Genomic DNA, 19,878 nt, shown 5'->3' on the forward strand with positions numbered 1-19,878 from the left:
GAATTAATGTTTGGCCGGTTCAGCCGAGGCGGTATCTAAAGCCGGAGTAAAGGGTCGTGAGGCATCGCGCTTCGACTGGCAGCGCGATAGCGTAAAAGCGGAAATCAGCGTAAACGTCAGGGCGCAGCAGCCCATCAGCAGATAGGTATGCTCAAAGCCGATTTTGTCGTACAGGTAACCCGCCGGCGGCGCGACCACAATCGATCCGACATAAATCATCGCCTGGTAACCCAGCAGGTACATCGTGGCGTTAACCCGACGATGGAAGTGTTCGGCGATGTATTTGAAGACTGAAATCAGCAGCAGCGCGATCTCGACGCCGTAAAACGGTTTGATGATGGAGATGACTATCGGGTCGTTGGTCAGGCCGGAGGCAATCAGCCGCGCCCCCACCACGCAGCCGCAGAACAGCAGGCCGCGCTTGGCGCCATAATGGTTCACCAGCCACGGGATAAACATCATCATCACAAACTCCATCCCCGACTGGACGGTACTCAGATAGCCGTACCAGGCGTTCCCTTGCTCTTTGGTGGCGAAGAACGAGACGAAATAGCGCGGGAACTGCTGCTCGGCGATGAACATCATCCACGCCACTCCGGCGACGTAGAGGCTGAACATCCAGAATTTGCGATTTTTCAGCAGCATCAGCACATCGGCAAAGACTATCTTATTCGCGGAAATGACGTTGTTATTGCGCAGCTGTTCATCACCGATTTTGAGGCTAATCAGCACCAGCAGCATCAGTACCGAGGTGCCGCTGCTGAGCAAAAAGTTAGCCAGCGGCGTGAAGTTAAACAGCAGTCCGGAGACCGAAGCCGCCATCGCCCAGCCCAGCGAACCCCACATTCTGATACGGCCAAACTCCAGCCCGTACAGACGGCTAAAGCGGTCGGCATAAGATTCGGAAGCCGCCACCCCGGCGTACCAGCCAAGGCTCAAATACAGCGCGCCGATGATAATCCCCAGCGTCGCGTGGCTTTGCAGCAGCGGCTGGTACACCAGCGCGAAGAACGGCGCCATCAGCGCGGAAATGGCGCAGACAAAATAGAGCAGCCACTTGCTCATGCCGATTTTGTCCATGATGTAGCCGTACACCGGTTTCAGGACCACCGCGAAAACGCCATTAATGGCGAACACGCTGCCGATGGTAATGCTATCGAGGCCTACCTTCTGGCTCAGCCACAGCGCGTACAGGCCAAAACTGGATGACCAGGTGAAGAAGTAGAGAAAAATAAAGGTACTCATTTTGTACTGCGCGGCGCGTACGGACGATGATGTGCTCATAGCGATGCCTCCGGGGCCAGAACGAGCGTCGTTTCTTGTCGTGCCGTCACGAAGCGTACCGCGTCATCGCTAATGAAGGCCTGTGGGCAGTGTTGCGGTTCGAAGTCGGCGGCATTCCCCGCCCATACCGCGCTTACCAGGCAATGCGTCCCCGCATCAAGCTCGCCGCGCAGCACCGGCACCGCCGCGCGTTCGGCGAACAACAGATTGCTGTTCGGCGGCGTCAGTACCGTCTCGCCACGGCGGGCGTGCGGATGTAAACAGAAAATCGCCGAGATATCGCGGGCGTTGCGTAAGCAGCAGGCGCCGTCACTCTCTTGCGCCTGCGGCAGCGGACGATTCGCCAGGCTAAAGCCGCCTTCCGCGCAATCCAGCGCGCGCTGGGTAGTTATGCGATGGACGCGCAGCTGCCAGTCGCCCCGCGCCAGTAGCCAGCTATCAATCACCACGTCGCGCCACGGCAGCCAGCGGCTGTAAATAGTGCCATCAGCGGTGACCACCTGCTCGCATTCGCGGCGGCCGCGCCAGTAGTTATCCTTTTCGGCCAGCAGCAGCATCGAATCGGGAGCGGCATGGTTCAACCCGTAGCGCCCCCGCTCAATGGTGAAACCAAAGCGGGTGGAGTAGGCAAATTTGCAGTATTTCGCCTCGGTATTAACGAAGTTGTTCAGCTCCAACTGGCCGGAAGTTAGCATCCACAGGTGATCGGCCTGATGTACCAGCACCTGATCCGCATGGGCTATTGTGTGCTGCGCGGGCAGCGGCGGCAGCGGCAACTCAGCCGCCTGCCAGAAGGCGTCGCCCTCGCCTAACGCCAGCACCAGCATGGTTTTCAGCCCCCAGTACGGTGAACCCGGCGCGTTGTAATCTTCCGCCATCGCCAGGTTCGGGTAGCTGTAGCCAACGCTCAGTACGCCGTCGCGGTCGAACATCGGCTGCTTCAGCCACCAGCGCAGGTGGCGTAACACGATGCCTTTCATCACGCCCGGCGAAAAGACTTCCAGCCCGGCGAAGGCCGCCGCGCTCCAGAACGCCGCTTCGGCAAAGCGATAGGTCAGACTACGGCCGAACGGTATCGCCGCGCCGTCATCGGCAAAGAAATGGATGAAGTCAGAGGAGAAACGCGCGGCCCGCTGACGCAGTTCCGCACAGCGCTGCGGATCGACATCGGCCATCAGCTTCGCGTAAATCAGGCCATAGAAATGGAAGCCCATCGAAATGTAATAGTCGCGCGGGCGGCCCGGACCATCCGAGTACCAGCCATCGCCGAGGTAGTAACGTTCCATGGCGGCGAAATGATCTTCCCGCGCCTGCGGATTGGTCGGCATACCGCAATAATGAAAGCCAACCTGCACCAGAATCGGAAAGAAGTGCCAGTTATTATCCGGGATATCCTGGGTCTCGCACTGCTTTAACCAGCGCCATAAGTTCTCTTTTTCCGCAGCAGTGAAGTGCGCCAGTACGGTTTCGCCCGCCAGCGCCAGCAATAATCCGTAAGCCGCCATCTCGACAATGCGTTGATCGTAAGGCGCTACTTCGCCCCAGTAATCGGCATGCTGCGGATTGGTGCCGTTTTTTATCGCCTGTAAATAGAAGGAGAAATGCTGCGGCTCGCTGCCGCCAGCCAACAGCGGCGTCACGCCCCACAGCAGGCGGGAAAAGGTTTCCATGCTCGCGACCTGCTGGCCGTAGTGAGCGGTGAAGTTCGCTAAATCAATGCGGCTGGCGTCGTTTTTAAAATAAGGCGCCACCGCGTTCAGCATTTCATTGACCAGCCGTAGCACCTCTTCCCGGCTTATCAGTGGGTTATCCAGATGAATATTTTCAGGTTGCACAGGGTCCTCCCGTATAACACGAGGATAGAGGTAAGTTATTGTTATTAGGCTTTTATCAAGCCACGTGTGCGACGTCTGGATGAAGAGTAACCGCTTTTATTCCCGGCGCTGAGTGAGCGGACTCACAAAATTAAACCGCCATTTCATTTTTGCTGGATTTTGTCGACCGCACGGAGGATAAATTGCAAATGATGGCGTAAAAATTTAAATCTGTTGTCCTGGAGGCAAAATGGGCGAAGCGCAACTGCTGGAACGTATTACGCTCGATCGGCAGGCCATTTCGTTTAATCGCATGTATACCACCAGCGTGCTTTACTACCACTGGCATCAATGCGTTGAATTGCTTTATATTTCCAGCGGCTACGGCATCGTGGTGGTGGATAACCAGCACTACACCGCCCGTCCTGGGCGATTATTTATCTTCCCGCCCTTCCGTTTGCACAAAGTGCAGGTCGATCATAGCGATAAAAATCCTTATCACCGCACCACCATGCACATTGAGCAGTCGGTCGTTGAGAGCGCGCTCAGCGCTTTCCCGCGCCATCAGGCCCAGTTCGCAGCGCTGGCCGCCAGCAATCTGCCGGCGCAAATTTACGACCTCAGCGAGCACGCGGCATTTATCGAAAGGATCCTTGAACAGTTTCAGCGTCTGGAGGATAACGAGCAGACCACCGCCTGCGAGGTGGCGTTTTTGATGATGCAGCTGATGACGTTTCTACCCGAGCAGCCGCAACGCTACCCGCCGCGCCAGCAGACCGTCGCCTCGCGGATTATGAACTGGATCGAAGCCCACTATGCCAGCAAGTTTTCTCTTGACCAGCTGGCTTGCGACCTCGGACTTTCGCGCAGCTACACCTCGCGGGTTTTTCGTCAGCAGACCGGCGGCAATATCCATGAATATTTGCTCACCCGGCGAATAAAACGCAGTTGCGATCTGCTACGTAATAGCGATGAGAGCATTGATGCCATCGCATTAGCGGTGGGATTTGGCGAGGTGACCTACTTCATTACCTGTTTTAAAAAGATGATGCGCCAGACGCCGCTGCAGTACCGTAAGGCCAGCCAGCGGCGCTCCGCTTTATAACTTAATCCATCGCCTGCTTGAGGCCAACCTGACGGCGACGCCAGGCGCTATCGCGGCTCGCCAGCCAATAGTACAGCGGCGAGGTTACCAGCAGGCCAACCAGCCAGGAGAGATCGGCGCCGTTAAACCACGCCGAGACCGGGCCGACGTACAGCGGGGTATTCATAAACGGGATCTGCACCAGGATGCCGATGGCGTAGGCCAGCAGCGCGTGCGGGTTGTAACGGCCATAGATACCGCCATCCACCTGAAATATCGAGTTAATATCGTAGTTGCCCTTGTGAATGGCGTAGAAATCGATCAGGTTAATCGCGGTCCACGGCACCAGCACCACCAGCAGGGCCAGGACCAGATCGATAAAGTGGCTGATAAAGTCCGCCGAGGCGAAGATCGCCGCCGCCACGCAGCAAATAAGCACGATGACCGACAGCAGCGCGCGGCTGCGGCTGCCGGGGATCCAGCGCCACAGAAAGGTTTGCACCAGGGTTATCACCGACATCACCGCGCCATACAGATTAAGCGCGTTATGGCTGATGACGCTCAGCAGGAACAGCACCAACATCAACGGGCCTATCGCACCGGTCGCCAGCTTTACCGCATCCATGGTTTCCAGCCCCACCGGCGTTGCCAGCACCGCTACCGCGCCGAAAATAAACGACAGACTGGAACCGAGCGTCGAGCCAAGATAGGTGGTCCAGAACGTCGCGGCGACGGGCACATCCGCCGGCAGGTAGCGCGAATAATCAGAAACATACGGGGCGAAGGCAATCTGCCACAACGCCGCCAGCGACACGGTGGCCAGCCAGCCCGAGAAGGAAAAGCCGCCGCGGGTTAAGAAATCGGCGGTATGCAGATGCGTGAAGATGTAGCCAAAGCCGACCATAATGCCGATGCCCAGCACCCAGGTGCCGATTCGGTTGAGAATGTGAATACATCGGTAGCCGATAATGCCAATCACGCAGGATCCCACCGCGCCGATCACGATCCCAACCGGCAGTGGGACGGCAGGGGCGATGCCGTGCAGCGACTGCCCAGCCAGCACGATGTTCGAGGCAAAGAAGCCGACGTACATCACCCCGGCGATCGCCACCACCAGCAGCGAACCAAACGATCCAAACTGCGCGCGGCTCTGGATCATCTGCGGGATCCCCATCTGCGGCCCCTGCGCCGAGTGCAGCGCCATCAGCGCCCCGCCAACCAGATGGCCGACTAAAATCGCAGCGATCCCCCACAGCAGATTCAGGTGAAAGATCTGTACCCCCAGGGCGCCAGTAACGATCGGTAGTGGCGCGATGTTGCCGCCAAACCACAGGGTAAAGAGATCGCGGGTTTTACCGTGGCGATCTTCTGGCGGAATATAGCCAATGGTGTGCTTCTCAATAAGCGGCGGCGATGATTCTTTGGTCGGCATAGCATTCTCCAAAGTCAGAAACCATTAATAATGGTTGTGATGTGCAGGTGTTTTTATGTTTTGGAGATAATGCGCATTATTTTGCGAAAGGGTAAATTACTTTGTTTATGGCTACAGGAAATAAAAAAACTAATTAGTCCGGCAGGACGCCGATAAATATCATAAAAATTTATCATAACCGTTCCGGTAAGATTAAATAATGATATTTTCAACGCAGCGGTAAGTTGTCAATTAGTAATACAGAATAAATAATCGCGAGGCGGTGAATTTACGGCGGATAATAAAATACGGGCCGTTATTCAGGCCCGTATTATGTGATAAGTTAAAACTCAAACGGCAAGCGTTTAACTAAATAACTTACCTTTCAGTAGATTAAGCCCTGCGGAGACCAGGTCGCCCTGGGCCGGCGCTTCGCCCTGCGGCGACAGGCCATCGACGATTTTTGGCAGGTATTCCGCAATCAGCGATGAGGCAATTTGCGAATCAACGCCCAGTTTGGCGCCGAGATCCTGCAGCGCAGGCGAGCCGAACACCGAGGTAATCTGATCGCTATTCACCGACATATTACTCTGCTGACTAAGCCAGGACTCGACGATTTCACCTAAGCCGCCGCTGCGGAATTTTTCCAGAATCCCCTGGATACCGCCCTGCTGTTCAATCCAGGCCATGATCGCCTGAAGTTGTTCAGCCTTGCCAGCCTGCCCGCCAAGCACGCCGCCGATTTGATCTAATAATCCCATTACAGACTCCATCAAAACGTTGCTATTAATCCCTGATTCACGGCTTACTTCGCCGGGATAATCAGCACCTGCCCCGGATAGATCTTATCGGGATGCTTCAGCATCGGTTTATTGGCTTCAAAAATACGCTGATAGTCATTGGCGGAGCCATACATCGCTTTCGAGATGGCGCTGAGGGTATCACCGGATTTAACCGTATAGTAACGGCTTTCCGCTCCGCTCTGCGTCACAGTAACGCTATCGTTGACCTGGCCAATCCCGGTTACGTTACCTACCGCCACCAGAATTTTTTCCTTATCTTCCTGTGAACCGACGTCGCCCGTTACCGTCGCGGTACCATCGTCCGCTACGGCAATATTGACCTTTTCGGCACCAGGCAGGTTAAGACTATCAATATGTTTTTTCAGCTTGTCAGCCTGATCTTCCTTGCTGGAGCCGGACACGGCATCCCAGATCTTCTCGCCCGCTTCTTTCACAAAACTTAATAATCCCATCTATCCATACCTCCATTACTGTTTCACGATGAATGCTTTCATCAGACACGATAATCATAGCTTATAAATACCGTTCACTTCCTTTAACAAATGCTCGACGAAACGGGTAAGTTTTGGTAACGGGCGCAGATCCTGGCGCCACAGCAGGTGTATCGGCCTCGGTTCCGGGGTGTAATTTTGCAAAATACGCACCAGTCGGCCATTGGCTAAGTCTTCCGCCAGCAGCACTTCCGGCTGCAATAACAGCCCGGCGCCGGCCACCGCCGCCATACGCAGCGCGTAGCCATCGTTGCAGCGCAGCACCGCGTCGCGCTTCCAGCGCACCTCTTCCGCAGCGCCCGGCAGCCGCCACTCGTTGCGCGCGGTCCACACCGTATGCGAAAGACACTGATGCCCGGCTAAATCAGCGGGGGTTTGCGGGGTGCCGTGGCGCGCCAGATAATCCGGCGCCGCGCAGATCGCCATACGATAGGGAGCGAGATATTTCGCCACCAGATCGGTACGCTGGATGTCGCCGATGCGAATCGCCAGATCGATTCCCTCATCTACCAGGTCCACCATGCGGTTCGTCAAATCAAGCTCGACGCGTACCTCCGGCCAGGCCTGCAGAAAGGAGGCGGTCAGCGGCGCGATAATGCTGGCGCCGAAAGAAACCGGCGCGCTCACCCGTAGCGTACCGGCAGGGGCCAGCCGTAACCTTTCAACCGAACGCTCGGCATTCGCCACCTGCTCTAGTACCCGTCGGGCCTCGTCAAAATAGACTCGCCCGGCATCGGTCAGGCTTTGCCGACGGGTATTTCGCTCCAGCAGGCGGGTACCGAGCTGGCCCTCAAGTAAGGCGATATATTTGCCGACCATCACCGCCGATATTTCGAGACGCGCCGCCGCGCCGGTGAAGCTACCGCACTCCACCACCGCGACAAACGTCTCCATTCCACGCAGTTTGTCCATATTACAAACTCCTGGTTAGTAATCATCTAACTTTTAGCCAGTTTATCCGACAATCGATTAATTAAAGAATAGAGGCTCACTTCACTGAGGAGTTTGCGATGAAAATTATCGTTATTGGCGCCAGCGGTACCGTTGGCCGCGCGGTTGCGGAAGAACTGAGCCGCCAACATGAGGTTATCCGCGTTGGCAGGACCCACGGCGACGAGCAGGTTGATATCACCTCGCAGCACAGCGTGCAGGCGCTGTTCGAGAAAATTGGCCCGGTCGATGCCATCGTCTCAGCAGCCGGTAGCTTATACTTTGGCCCGCTAAGCACGATGACCGACCGCGATTTTGACCAGGGACTGCAGGATAAACTGCTGGGGCAGATTCGTCTCGCCCTCACCGGCCAGCATTATCTTAACGATGGCGGTTCCATCACCCTGATCAGCGGCATCGTCGCCGATGAACCCATCGCTCAAGGGGTGAATGCCACCACCGTTAACGCCGGACTGGCCGGCTTCGTTCGCGCCGCCGCCTGTGAATTACCGCGCGGGATCCGCATTAACCTGATAAGCCCCACCGTGCTCAGTGAATCCGTCGAAGCCTATGACGGCTTTTTCCCCGGTTTCTCCAGCGTATCGGCCGCAGCGGTGGCGCAGGCCTACCGCCGCAGCGTCGAAGGGATCCAAAGCGGGCGGGTTTATAAAGTCGGTTATTAATTATTTTCGGGCAGGATGTCGCATTCCTGCCCTTATATTGATTATCTGTTGGTTATTGTGAAGCGCCTCGCATAACGCCCTTATCCACATTATATGTGTGACTTTAGGTTACTCAATACGACAATTCTAATGTCATGATGTATCAGCTAATTATTTTATTTCCCCATTATTTTATGGGGTCAAACATCTATCTCATTAGACCGCAATAAAAACAGGGAATTGTTATTTCTCTCTACGGTTCATCATTCTAATCCCCTCGCAATATGGCAGAGTTTTATCTGCCCGATAAAAAACCATCAGCGGGTTTGCCAGTAAAAAATTAAGCACGAAGCATAAAACTCTAAAAAAAACTAAACGCACAAATGCAGCGTTTTTCCAGCGCCGGGTAAAGCATTTTTTTTATATCCAGCACCGATATTTTTTGTCATTTCGCAAATGATACAGAGTTGTAAAAATGGTGAATGAAATGTTGTGATGAGTAGATTAGCTGTACTCCTCATTGAAATATCACTCTTACGCTGATGAAGACCAAAATAATGAGAGAGCACCATGACAAAACATCAATCTGTTAATGTCGAGAATCTTGAAAGTAATACCATCAGACCTATCCCCTTAAATATGCGTCACGGCAAACCAGGCGATCTCTTTACCATTTGGTTTGGCTCCAACATTATGTTGTTAACGGTCATCACCGGCGCGATGTCGGTGACGATTTTTCATCTTTCCTTTTTATGGTCAGTGATTGCGCTATTTATCGGCAGCCTGGTCGGCGGGCTCTTTATGGCGCTGCATTCGGCGCAGGGGCCAAAACTCGGGGTGCCGCAAATGGTCCAGACCAAGGGGCAATTTGGCTCCTATGGTTCGGTACTGGTGGTCTCCATCGTCGTACTGATGTATATCGGCTTTACCGCCTCCAGTCTGGTGCTCGGCGGGCAGTCGATGCACGCGATTTATCAGCCGATGAACTCGGACATCGGGATTATCGTGGTCGGCGCGCTAAGCCTGTTCGCCACCATCTTTGGCTATAAGATCATCCACTCCTACGCGCGGATCATGTCGTGGATTTCCGGCATCGTACTGGCGGCAACCTTCGTGTGGATAGTCTTCATCCATGGCCTGCCGGGCGATTTTGTCGACCGCGGCGGCTTCAACATCGTCGGTTTTCTCGGCGCCGTCTCTATCGCCGCGCTCTGGCAGCTGGCCTATGCGCCGTATGTCTCTGACTATTCCCGCTATATGCCCTACAGCACCAACGATAAAAGCGTCTTTTACGCCAGCTATTTTGGCTGCATTCTCGGCTCCTATTTGCCGATGGTGCTCGGGGTACTGGTGGCGATTTGTATCGGTAATGACGATATTATTCAAGGGATTATGGATCTGACCGGCAGCATGGGGGCGATAGTGATTATCGTACTGGCGCTGGGGATCGCCGCCACCAACTCGATGATGCTGTACTGCGGCGTACTCTGTACCCTGACGCTCGGCCAGACCTTTATCGACGGCTGGTCGCCGATGGCGCGGGCACGCATTATCACCGCTATTTTGACCATGCTGCTGGAGATATTCCTCGCTATCTATGGCCAGGAAAATTTCCTGCTAATCTACACCAACTTTATTACCGTGCTGTTGTATGTGCTGGTGCCGTGGACGGCAATTAATCTGGTCGATTATTATTTAGTGGCCCATGGCGAATATCACGTTGAGTCTTTCTTTAAACGCGATGGCGGTATTTACGGCTACTTTAATGCAACGGCAATATCCTGCTATATCCTCGGTATTCTGGTCGAAGTACCGTTTATGTCGACCTCAATTTATACCGGGCCAATCGCCCTCACTTTCGGCGGCGCGGATCTCTCCTGGATTATAGGTTTATTGGTGGTCTCACCGGTCTATTATTATTTCTCGAAAGCGAAGAGTGTTAAAAGCATGGCTTTTGCTAAAGAGAAGATTTAAAGCCCACAAGAAAGCGCGCCGCCTTTGCGGCGCGCCGGCGTTTAAGCTGACATCCAGCGGCAGAGGTTTTTCAACATCTGCGCGCACTTTTCCAACTGCGCCTCGCTAACAAATTCATCCGCCTTATGCCCCTGCTCCATACTCCCCGGACCACAAACAAGCGTGGCCACGCCGGCCTCATCAAACAATCCGCCTTCGGTGCCAAAAGCAACCGTTGAAAAATCCTCGCATTCGGCCCACTGCGCCAGCCAGCCGGCGAACGCCGACTGCGGGTCGCTCAGCAGGCCGGGATACTGGCTGAGCGGTTGAAAGCTAATAGCCGATCCCGCCACCTTCGCGCGCATTTTTGGCAACAACTCGCCTTCGGCATACGCCTGCAGCGAGGCCAGCGCATCATCGACCGACACATCCGGTAAATGGCGAATTTCAAAATCGAACTGACAGTGCTGCGGTACAATATTCAACGCCGCGCCGCCCTTAATCACCCCCACCTGCAGGGTGCTGAAAGGCGGATCGAAACGCGAATCCTTGCGAAGCGCAAGCTGCTCGCCCAGCTCGTCCAGGCGGCCAATCAGCTTTGCCGCCCAGGCAATCGCATTCACGCCATCAGGCGCATAAGCGGAGTGGCAAGCGTGGCCGTGAACATCGCAGCGCATCGCCAGCTTCCCCTTGTGACCATAGACCGGGCGCATCTCCGTCGGCTCGCCGATAATGCACATCGCCGGTTTCTCTGTCGACGCCTGCAGATGGGCGACCAGGCTGCGTACGCCAAGACATCCCACCTCTTCATCGTAGGAAAAAGCCAAGTGCAGCGGCATGCGTAGCGGTTGGGCGAGAAAATCAGGAATGGCGGCCAGTACACAGGCGAGGAAGCCTTTCATATCGGCGCTACCGCGGCCGTAGCAGCGGCCATCGCGTTGCGTGAGGGCAAAAGGGGGAACCGTCCATGGCTGGCCGTCAACCGGCACCACGTCGGTGTGGCCGGACAGCATAACGCCGCCGGGCCCCGCAGGGCCCAGTCGTGCATAGAGATTAGCTTTTCTCCCTTCCGCATCATAAAAGCGCTGCGTTTCGATTGCGAAGCCGTGGAGATATTCGGCGATATCGTCGATCATCGCCAGGTTCGATTCGCGGCTGGTGGTGTCAAACGCCAGCAGCCGCGCCAGAATATCCTGTAATCGACTATTCATCGCCGGGTACTCCGTAACTGGGAGCCTCCCGCGGATCGAGAGCGCGCGTCACGTAAGCCTGCATTTGCGGTTCATAGGCCTGCCACAACGCCGCCAGCTCGCCAATCGGGTCCGTTTCACTCCAGTCAACGCGCAGATCCACCAGCGGCCAGGAGTAATCATCCACCACCTTTACCGCCGCCGAATGGACCGGCCCGGCCTCGCCGCCCTCTGCTACACCGGCCTGCAGCGCGGCAACCAGTCGCGTCGCCAGCTCGCCTTCGGTTTGCGAAAACGTTGCCGCCATCGCGGCAATCACCGCTTCAGATGCCAGCATATTACCGCCGGCGATACAGTTATCGCCCTGCACAACATGCCAGGTCCCCAGCGTTTTATCGCCGCTGAACCACGCGGTCTGGCCGCTGGCGTCGATGGCGATAATCTGCCGATAGCGGCTAAAATCATCTTCCGCCAGCGCCCGGCGCATCGCTTTCTCCGCCGTCAGCCCCTGCTCCATCTGCGCCAGAGTGAGTTGCCCCAGCGCCGGTAAGGTAATGTTCTGGCTCGATACCGCCCCTACCCCCGCCTGCAGCCACGGGCAGCGGGCGCCGACGGCAATGCTTGAAGAGCTGATCGCGATACCAAACTGCCCGCTTTCCGGGCAGCGTGCGGCAATCGAAAATGTCATTCTGCCTCCTTATTTCGCCACGTCATCAGGGATGACGGCGATAACATCGATTTCCATTAGCCACTGCGGCTGCGCCAGCGCGGAAATCACCAGCCCGGTGGAGATCGGGAACACGCCTTTTAGCCATTTTCCTACCTCCTGATAGACCGGTTCGCGATAGCGCGGATCGATAATATAGGTGGTGGTTTTGACGATATGCGACAGATCGCTACCCGCCTCTTCCAGTAGCTGTTTGACGTTTTTCATCGCCTGTTCCGCCTGCGCTCTAGGGTCGCCAAGGCCCACCAGATTGCCGGCAAAATCCGTCCCTACCTGGCCGCGAACGTAGACGGTATTACCGGCGCGCACCGCCTGACATAAATCATTGTCCAGCGTCTGATTAGGGTAAGTCTCTTTGGTATTGAACATCCGAATACGAGTATGGGTCGGCATAATGGTTATCCTGTTCAGTAAGTCATGATTAACGCTGGCTGGCGTCTTTGTACTGGCTATATTTACGGCGGGTAGCGATATGGTCGGCGATATGCTTCGCGTCGTGCCAGACGCCCCAGATAAAGGTTGATCCCCGGCGCGATAACCACGGCAGGCCGAGGAAGTAGACCCCCGGTTCGCTGGAGACGCCGCGCTGATGCTGAGGACGGCCCTGTTCGTTGAAAGCGTTAACGTTGAGCCAGCTGTAGTCCACCGCATAGCCGGTGGCCCAGATAATGGTGTTAATCCCCGCCCGCGCCAGATCGAGCGACAGGATCGGCGACGTCATGCAGTCCGGGTCCGCTAAGAATTGCCGTGCGGCGGGCTCTTCCGGTAAATCCAGGCCATTGGCGGCGATGTAAGCATCGGCGGCATCCAGCAGCGCCAGGTAGTTTTCATCGCCGAGACGAATATTTTCGACGAGATTATTTTTAAAGGAGACGGTGCCCCCAGCGAAGGATTCGGTGAGACCAACCAACGTGATACCGCGATGCGCCAGCTCGCGGAAATCAACCGTGTGGCCGCCGTGCGCGCCGCTAACCGCGATGGTAACGTGCTCTTTACCGGGTTCGCTGGCCGGCGCATCCCACAGGCCTAATACCCCCAGCCACCAGCAGAAATCCCGGTTACGATAGGCGCGCGGCGGGCGATCATGGGCGCCGACCGACAGATAAACCTTGCGGCCCGCGCGCTGCAGTTCATCGGCGATTTGCACGCCGGACGAGCCCGCGCCCACCACCAGCACCGCACCTTCCGGCAGTTGCTGCGGGTTGTAATATTTCGCCGAATGAATTTGATGGATGGCGCTGTCGCGCGGGGCGATCGGCGGAATAACCGGCTTCTGGAACGGCCCGGTCGCCGCGACAATATTCAGCGCTTCAATCACGCCGTCGGTGGTTTCAATGGTAAACCCCGGACGACCGTGGTTACGCACCGCGCTTTTGACTTCCACGCCGGTACGGACCGGAAGATTAAACTCGCGCACATAATCGACAAAGTATTGCGCAACATCATCCTTGGCAATAAAGGCATCGGGGTCGCCGCCTTTAAACTCCATGCCCGGAAAACGGTCATGCCACGCCGGGCCGTTCGCCACCAGTGAATCCCAGCGGCCGGTACGCCATGCTTCGGCAATGCGATTCTTTTCCACGACCAGATGCGAAATACCCTGTTTGCTCAGGTGCTCGCTCATAGCGATCCCGGCCTGCCCCCCGCCAACAACCAGCGTCTCGATTTGTATTTTTTCTACGGTCATATATGTGTCCTTCGGATGATGTTCTGCTCATGACCGAGGTTAATAAACCGTTATACACAGGTAAATTATTATAAATTTAGTACCTGAGAATAAAATAATGATGCAGCGGTCTCCCCCTGCCTTCAGGCCATTTCCGCCACGCGAATACGCAGTATTTATTTTTCAGGAACGGGATTTTGAAAGGAAAAATAACAATGGCTTTCGAGGCTCATGAAAATATCGTCAGAGCCTCGTTTTTTTATAAGCAATAAAACGTAGAAAATACCGCATGAATATATTTACCCGCGCTAATCGCGGGTAAATTTGCTCATTCAGGCGACTTTCACTTCTTGCTGCGGCGGGCTCAACACCGCATTGCGGCAATATTCCATAAACAGTTTGGTGGGTTTAGTCGGTTCACTACTGCGCAGGTGCGCCATTACCAGCGCCGAATTCGCCATCTCATCCTGAATTTCCACACAGCGAACCTGCTGGCCGTCATAGGTCATGTCATTCACCGGACGCGTTACCAGCACCGAGAAGCCCAGCCCTTGGCCGACCATGCAGCGCACCATCTCAATCGACGGCGAACTGTAGGCCACCTGCGGGTTGTAGCCCTTATCTTTGAAAATGCTGATGAAGTAGTTTTTGCTCGGCACCACATCCAACAGGATCATTGGCAGATTGCTCAGCTCCGACAGCCGCACGGCGTGCCGCTGGGCCAGCGGATGGTCCGCCGGTAACAACGCATAGGGCTTCTGCGGCGCGTTGAGGCTCTCGGTATAAATCGAGGTATCCAGTTCGAGGTCATAGAGAAAAGCCAAATCAAAACGCCCGCGGTGCAGGCCGTGAGCAATCTCGTGCTGCTCGCCGTCGTAAATTTTAATGGTGATTTCCGGATAAATTTTCTTAAACCCGGCCATCAACGATGGCATATACAGCGGCGCGGCGGTCTCGAAACAGCCGATGGAAATAATCCCGGAGACCAGCTCATTATCGGCCTTCGAGTTTTGCTCGAATTGATAAGAGAGCCGCAGCAGTTCTTTGGCTTTTTCATAAAAACGCTGCCCGCTCGGGGTCATTGATACCCCCTGGGCGTGGTGGCGAATAAAAAACTGCTGCTCAAACATATCTTCCAGCGTCTTCACGGCAATGGAAATTGACGGCTGCGCGATATGCAGCTGGCGTGAGGCTTCAGCAATACTTTCCGCCTCGACGACGGCAACAAAGTATTTGAGCTGTTTCAGGGTGAAATGGGGCATGTGATACCTTATTTTTTATCATCAAGGAGGCAGGCTGGTTAGCTTTAAACGATGAATACCCTGGCCTGCAACCCTCTGCCGTGAAAAAGATCAACAATCCGACAGCGATCAGATTTTTACAGAAAATTAACAGATACCTGGCGAGAAAATTGCGAGCGCCGGAGGATAATACTTCGGCCAGTATAAGCAGGATGAGAAAAAACAAGGCATATAACTACCTTATATTACAACGTATTAATTATGCTTACGCTCACTAAAACGCGCTGGTGAGGTCGAACGTTTCATCGTTATTCATTTTGCCTTAATTAGTATTTATGTTCTCAATATTTTTATTTGAGAATATTTAATATTGCCAAAACCCACCGGGCCCCTTCGTTATAGAAAACGGACCGCAAATAAAAACTCTTTGTATTACAGCTTATTGAAAAATTGCACCTCCCCGATTTTTGAACGCCATCACAACGCACGACCTCCCGTCCTCGATCACAGAAAATCGCCAATCCTGACTAACAACGATTTTTATAGAGGTAGCCTCAATTTTTAGTCCTTTCTCGCCGCATTGGCCTCCTGCATCATGAACTCAAAGAAACAAATAAATAACAATTACGCAACATGCGAAGGAGAAAGTTCATGTCTGATAGAAACTTTTGGCAGCGCAGGCTGCAGGAGCAGCGCTTTATCAGCCACGCCATTATCGATGGTCAACCGTACGTCGCGAAAAGCCGTAAAGTCTGCCCCGCCATTAATCCAGCCAGCAATACGCTGCTGGCGGAAGTCACCTCGCTGCAGGCGGAAGATATCGATATTGCCGTCGCCTCCGCGCGCCGCGCGTTTACTTCCGGCGTCTGGTCGGGGCTGGCGCCGCAGGAGCGTAAACGCGCGCTGCTGCGCCTCTCGGCGCTGATCCTTCAACATCGCGAAGAGCTGGCGCTACTGGAGAGCGTCAGCATGGGGAAACCGGTCAACGATGCGCTGAACATTGATGTACCCGGCGCCGCGCACATCCTCAGCTGGTATGCAGAAAGCGTAGATAAACTCTACGATGAGGTGGCTCCCGCCAGGCCCGGCGCGCTGGCGACCATTACCCGCCAGCCCATCGGCGTGGTTGCTGCCATCGTGCCGTGGAATTTCCCGCTCGACCTCGCCTCCTGGAAGTTAGGTCCGGCGCTGGCCGCCGGCAATAGCGTGATCCTCAAACCTTCGGAAAACTCGCCGTTTAGCGCCCTGCGTCTGGGCGAACTGGCGCTGGAGGCCGGTATTCCGCCAGGCGTACTTAACGTGGTGACCGGACTGGGAACCGAAACCGGGAGCGCGCTGGGACTGCATCACGATATCGATGTCATCGCCTTCACCGGCTCAACCGCCGTCGGCAAAGCCTTTATGGCCTATTCGGCCCAGTCCAATCTGAAACAAGTATGGCTGGAGTGCGGCGGCAAGAGCGCCAATATCATCTTCGCCGACTGCCAGGATCTCGACCTGGCCGCTGAAAAAGCAGCTTTCGGTATTTGTTTTAATCAGGGCGAAGTCTGCTCTGCCAACTCTCGCCTGCTGGTTGAGCGCCCGATTTACGCGGCCTTCATTGCCAAACTACAGGAAAGAATGCAGGCCTGGGCTCCGGCGCATCCGCTCGAGCCGCAAACCCGCATGGGAGCGATGGTCAGCGCCGCGCATGCCGAAAAAGTGATGACGGCTATCCGCCGCGCGCAAGACGAGGGCGCAACGCTGCTTACCGGAGGCCGTACGGTGGAAATAGACGGCGTCGCCAACTACGTTCAGCCAACGCTGCTGATCAACGTGAACGAAGAGATGGCGCTGTGGAAAGAGGAGATCTTCGGCCCGGTGCTGGCCGTTTGCGCCTTCGATAGCGAGCAGGAGGCGGTTCATCTGGCGAATAACCATATCTATGCGCTGGCCGCCTCGCTATGGACCGACAATCTGCACCGCGCCCATCGCGTCGCCGCGCAGCTGACCGCCGGAACAATCTCGGTAAATACCGTCGATGCGCTGGACGTCACCGTTCCCTTTGGCGGCAACAAGCAGTCGGGCTTTGGCCGCGATCTGTCTCTACATGCCTTTGATAAATTCACCAGCCTCAAAACCACCTGGTTTCAGTTTCAGCAGACAGGAGAGACGAAATGACTAATCCAAGCAATCAGAACCGTTCGACGTCCGATTACCAACATTCAGATGCGGCTCACCATATTCACGCCTTCCTGGATCAAAAAGCGCTGAACGCCGAAGGGGCGCGCGTCATGGTACGCGGCGAAGGACTATACCTGTGGGACAACGACGGGAATAAATACCTCGATGGAATGTCCGGCCTGTGGTGTACCCAGCTGGGCTACAGCCGCCAGGATCTGGCGGACGCCGCCGCGGCGCAGTTTGCCAAACTGCCCTATTACAATATGTTCTTCCACACGACCCACCCGGCGGTGATTGAGCTTTCCGAGCTACTGTTCAGCCTGCTGCCGCCGCACTACAGCCACGCTATCTACACCAACTCCGGTTCGGAATCGAATGAAGTGCTGATTCGCACCGTTCGTCGCTACTGGCAGATCCTCGGTAAGCCGGAGAAAAAGGTGATGATTGGCCGCTGGAACGGCTATCACGGCTCCACGCTGGCGGCAAGCGGGCTCGGCGGCATGAAGTTCATGCATGAAATGGGCGGCGTGATCCCGGACGTGGCCCACATCGACGAACCCTACTGGTTTATGCACGGCGGCAACCTGACCCCACAGGAGTTCGGCTTGCACTGCGCCCGCCAGCTGGAAGAGAAGATCCTTGAGCTGGGCGCGGAAAACGTCGCCGGTTTTATCGCCGAGCCGTTCCAGGGCGCGGGTGGGATGATCTTCCCGCCGGAAAGCTACTGGCCGGAAATCCAACGTATCTGCCGGCAATATGACGTGCTGCTGTGCGCCGATGAGGTGATTGGCGGCTTTGGCCGTACCGGCGAGTGGTTTGCGCATCAGTACTTTGGTTTTGAACCGGATACGCTGTCGATTGCCAAGGGGCTAACCTCCGGTTACGTACCAATGGGCGGGCTGGTGCTGAGCAAACGCATGGCCGACGTGCTGGTGGAAAAAGGCGGCGTTTTCCCACACGGCCTGACCTATTCCGGCCACCCAGTGGCGGCCGCGGTGGCGATTGCCAACCTGAAAGCCTTGCGCGATGAAAACCACGTCACCCGGGTTCGCACCGATAGCGGCCCCTATCTGCAAAAAACGCTGCGTGAAGTGTTTGAAAATCATCCGCTTATTGGCGAGGTGCAGGGAGCCGGGCTGGTGGCCGCCCTGCAGTTTGCTGAAGATAAAGCCACTCGCAAACGCTTTGCCAACGAGAACGAACTGGCCTGGCGCTGTCGCACCATCGGCTTTGAAGAAGGGGTGATTATTCGCTCGACGCTGGGGCGCATGATCATGGCGCCGGCGCTGATTGCCGGACATAGCGAACTCGATGAACTGGTTGAAAAAACCAAGCGCGCCGTTGACCGCACCGCGAAAGAGATTGGCCTGCTATAAATATTATTACGTACCCTCTTTCATAAATAACCCGCTATATGCGGGTTATTTATGAAGTTTCGAATAATTAACTAGTGCCGGCGGTGAAATGCAAAATTAAATATATCGGTGATATTAGCGATGAATATCGTCGTGTACAGTAGTTTGTTGTATTTGATTTTTTGAAATTGTGAATTTTTATGCTTATTAAATATCTCCCGGTATGCGCGCTGTGTATCGGTCTGCTGCCAGGCGCGCTCTTTGCCAAGACGGGGGAAGTTAAAACCAACGCCGAGAAATCGGCGGATGACCCGACTAAAGTGACCACCAAATTCGGCGTGACGTGGTCAGATAACTACGATCTGGACGACAGCAATCTCGCATTTTCCGGCTCGCTGGCCTTTGACGAAGCGCGGAAACTCAATGTGCGTATTAATAGCGACGCCACGGAATGGCGCGTCGGCGGTTCATGGCTATTTCCCATTGGTATTTTTAACTTTAACTTTGGGAAAAATGTTTATCCCGATGACTCCTCACAAACCAACTATTCTATCGGCACGTTCCTGCCGCTCAGTTATTTTGGCTTTGAACCAGCAGGCTTCCAAATATTCCCGATGGCCGGTTATACCTATAATACCGGCGACCATATGGCCTGTAATAAGGATCAACATAGCGCCTGTTCGCAGTCGGGTTTTAACGGCATGCCGTCGCCGGAGAACGGTTTTGAATCGACGAATATCTCCGGCAGCAGCGGCTATCTCGGCGCATTTGTCCTGAAACCACTGAGCGCCGATCTGCGCCTGTTAGGTTTCGCCGGGGGAGCGTATGGCTCGAAAAACGACGATGGCGATAACTATAAAGGTTATTTCGCCGGGGTCGGCGTGGGATATAACCTGACCGAGCACAACTCGGTGAAATTTATGACCTACGTGCAGGATAACAACACCTATCTCAATGAAGCCGAAAAGCGCTTCCTGTTCTCCTGGCAGTATCAGCTTTAAGACGGTGAGCGGTGGCATCTGGCCTCCGCTTCTGCATACGCTCCCACTCTGGTTACGATTGCGCAAAGACAGGCTTTCTGGTGATGTGTAAAGTAGCAAAAAA

At 55.1% G+C, this 19,878-nt stretch carries 17 protein-coding genes; 6 read left to right on the forward strand and 11 right to left on the reverse strand.

Features of this window, described 5'->3' with window-relative positions:
- Positions 1 to 3 precede the first annotated feature (3 nt).
- Positions 4 to 1,284 carry an oligosaccharide MFS transporter gene (locus PGR79_RS06955; RefSeq protein ID WP_430921331.1) on the reverse strand — a complete coding sequence of 427 codons (1,281 nt, stop codon included), beginning with the start codon at positions 1,282 to 1,284 and terminating at the stop codon, positions 4 to 6.
- Positions 1,281 to 3,119, reverse strand: coding sequence for a DUF2264 domain-containing protein (locus tag PGR79_RS06960; RefSeq protein ID WP_087859796.1), 1,839 nt, complete (start codon positions 3,117 to 3,119; stop codon positions 1,281 to 1,283). Before PGR79_RS06960 ends, PGR79_RS06955 begins: the two co-directional genes overlap by 4 nt.
- A 229-nt stretch (positions 3,120 to 3,348) precedes the next feature.
- Here PGR79_RS06960 and PGR79_RS06965 point away from each other — a divergent pair, with 229 nt between their 5' ends.
- The gene (locus PGR79_RS06965; protein ID WP_015369696.1) at positions 3,349 to 4,203 is read left to right on the forward strand and encodes an AraC family transcriptional regulator; all 855 of its coding nucleotides are present in this window, start codon (positions 3,349 to 3,351) and stop codon (positions 4,201 to 4,203) included.
- 1 nt (position 4,204) lies between these two features.
- Here the strand turns inward: PGR79_RS06965 and PGR79_RS06970 are convergent, their stop codons facing one another.
- The 4 genes from PGR79_RS06970 to PGR79_RS06985 form a co-directional block, all read right to left on the reverse strand.
- Positions 4,205 to 5,614, reverse strand: coding sequence for a purine-cytosine permease family protein (locus PGR79_RS06970; RefSeq protein ID WP_047055790.1), 1,410 nt, complete (start codon positions 5,612 to 5,614; stop codon positions 4,205 to 4,207).
- A 344-nt stretch (positions 5,615 to 5,958) separates the two neighbouring features.
- Positions 5,959 to 6,354: a YidB family protein gene (locus PGR79_RS06975; protein ID WP_221177584.1), complete on the reverse strand. Its 396-nt coding sequence runs from the start codon at positions 6,352 to 6,354 to the stop codon at positions 5,959 to 5,961.
- A 44-nt stretch (positions 6,355 to 6,398) separates the two neighbouring features.
- Positions 6,399 to 6,848 (reverse strand): peptidoglycan-binding protein LysM, encoded by a 450-nt coding sequence (lysM, locus tag PGR79_RS06980; protein WP_015369692.1) that lies wholly within the window; start codon positions 6,846 to 6,848, stop codon positions 6,399 to 6,401.
- Between the two features lie 54 nt (positions 6,849 to 6,902).
- Positions 6,903 to 7,799, reverse strand: a complete 897-nt coding sequence (locus tag PGR79_RS06985; RefSeq protein ID WP_087859798.1) for a LysR family transcriptional regulator — start codon at positions 7,797 to 7,799, stop codon at positions 6,903 to 6,905.
- A gap of 98 nt (positions 7,800 to 7,897) precedes the next feature.
- Here PGR79_RS06985 and PGR79_RS06990 point away from each other — a divergent pair, with 98 nt between their 5' ends.
- A complete protein-coding gene (locus tag PGR79_RS06990) occupies positions 7,898 to 8,500 on the forward strand; it encodes a short chain dehydrogenase (protein WP_087859799.1) in 603 nt (200 codons plus the stop codon).
- 549 nt (positions 8,501 to 9,049) lie between these two features.
- Positions 9,050 to 10,453 (forward strand): purine-cytosine permease family protein, encoded by a 1,404-nt coding sequence (locus tag PGR79_RS06995; protein WP_213316612.1) that lies wholly within the window; start codon positions 9,050 to 9,052, stop codon positions 10,451 to 10,453.
- A 41-nt stretch (positions 10,454 to 10,494) separates the two neighbouring features.
- Here PGR79_RS06995 and argE read toward each other — a convergent pair whose 3' ends face one another.
- The 5 genes from argE to PGR79_RS07020 form a co-directional block, all read right to left on the reverse strand.
- Positions 10,495 to 11,643: an acetylornithine deacetylase gene (gene argE / locus PGR79_RS07000; protein ID WP_430921334.1), complete on the reverse strand. Its 1,149-nt coding sequence runs from the start codon at positions 11,641 to 11,643 to the stop codon at positions 10,495 to 10,497.
- Positions 11,636 to 12,310, reverse strand: a complete 675-nt coding sequence (locus PGR79_RS07005) for a DUF1028 domain-containing protein (RefSeq protein WP_015703481.1) — start codon at positions 12,308 to 12,310, stop codon at positions 11,636 to 11,638. The genes argE and PGR79_RS07005 overlap by 8 nt, the downstream gene beginning before the upstream one ends.
- Before the next feature lie 9 nt (positions 12,311 to 12,319).
- Positions 12,320 to 12,742, reverse strand: a complete 423-nt coding sequence (locus PGR79_RS07010; RefSeq protein ID WP_087859803.1) for a RidA family protein — start codon at positions 12,740 to 12,742, stop codon at positions 12,320 to 12,322.
- Positions 12,743 to 12,770: 28 nt separating this feature from the next.
- Positions 12,771 to 14,036, reverse strand: coding sequence for a flavin-containing monooxygenase (locus PGR79_RS07015; RefSeq protein ID WP_213316614.1), 1,266 nt, complete (start codon positions 14,034 to 14,036; stop codon positions 12,771 to 12,773).
- Between the two features lie 311 nt (positions 14,037 to 14,347).
- Positions 14,348 to 15,277 (reverse strand): LysR substrate-binding domain-containing protein, encoded by a 930-nt coding sequence (locus tag PGR79_RS07020; RefSeq protein WP_015703484.1) that lies wholly within the window; start codon positions 15,275 to 15,277, stop codon positions 14,348 to 14,350.
- Between the two features lie 630 nt (positions 15,278 to 15,907).
- Between PGR79_RS07020 and PGR79_RS07025 the strand changes: the two genes are divergently transcribed.
- From PGR79_RS07025 to PGR79_RS07035, 3 genes are all read left to right on the forward strand, one after another.
- Positions 15,908 to 17,416: an aldehyde dehydrogenase gene (locus tag PGR79_RS07025; protein ID WP_430921337.1), complete on the forward strand. Its 1,509-nt coding sequence runs from the start codon at positions 15,908 to 15,910 to the stop codon at positions 17,414 to 17,416.
- Positions 17,413 to 18,795 carry an aspartate aminotransferase family protein gene (locus PGR79_RS07030; RefSeq protein ID WP_430921339.1) on the forward strand — a complete coding sequence of 461 codons (1,383 nt, stop codon included), beginning with the start codon at positions 17,413 to 17,415 and terminating at the stop codon, positions 18,793 to 18,795. Before PGR79_RS07025 ends, PGR79_RS07030 begins: the two co-directional genes overlap by 4 nt.
- A gap of 179 nt (positions 18,796 to 18,974) precedes the next feature.
- Positions 18,975 to 19,775: a hypothetical protein gene (locus PGR79_RS07035; protein WP_430921341.1), complete on the forward strand. Its 801-nt coding sequence runs from the start codon at positions 18,975 to 18,977 to the stop codon at positions 19,773 to 19,775.
- Positions 19,776 to 19,878 lie beyond the last annotated feature (103 nt).

Origin of the sequence: Klebsiella sp. 141161 (genome assembly GCF_050600815.1) — a bacterium.
Lineage (GTDB): Bacteria > Pseudomonadota > Gammaproteobacteria > Enterobacterales > Enterobacteriaceae > Klebsiella > Klebsiella aerogenes.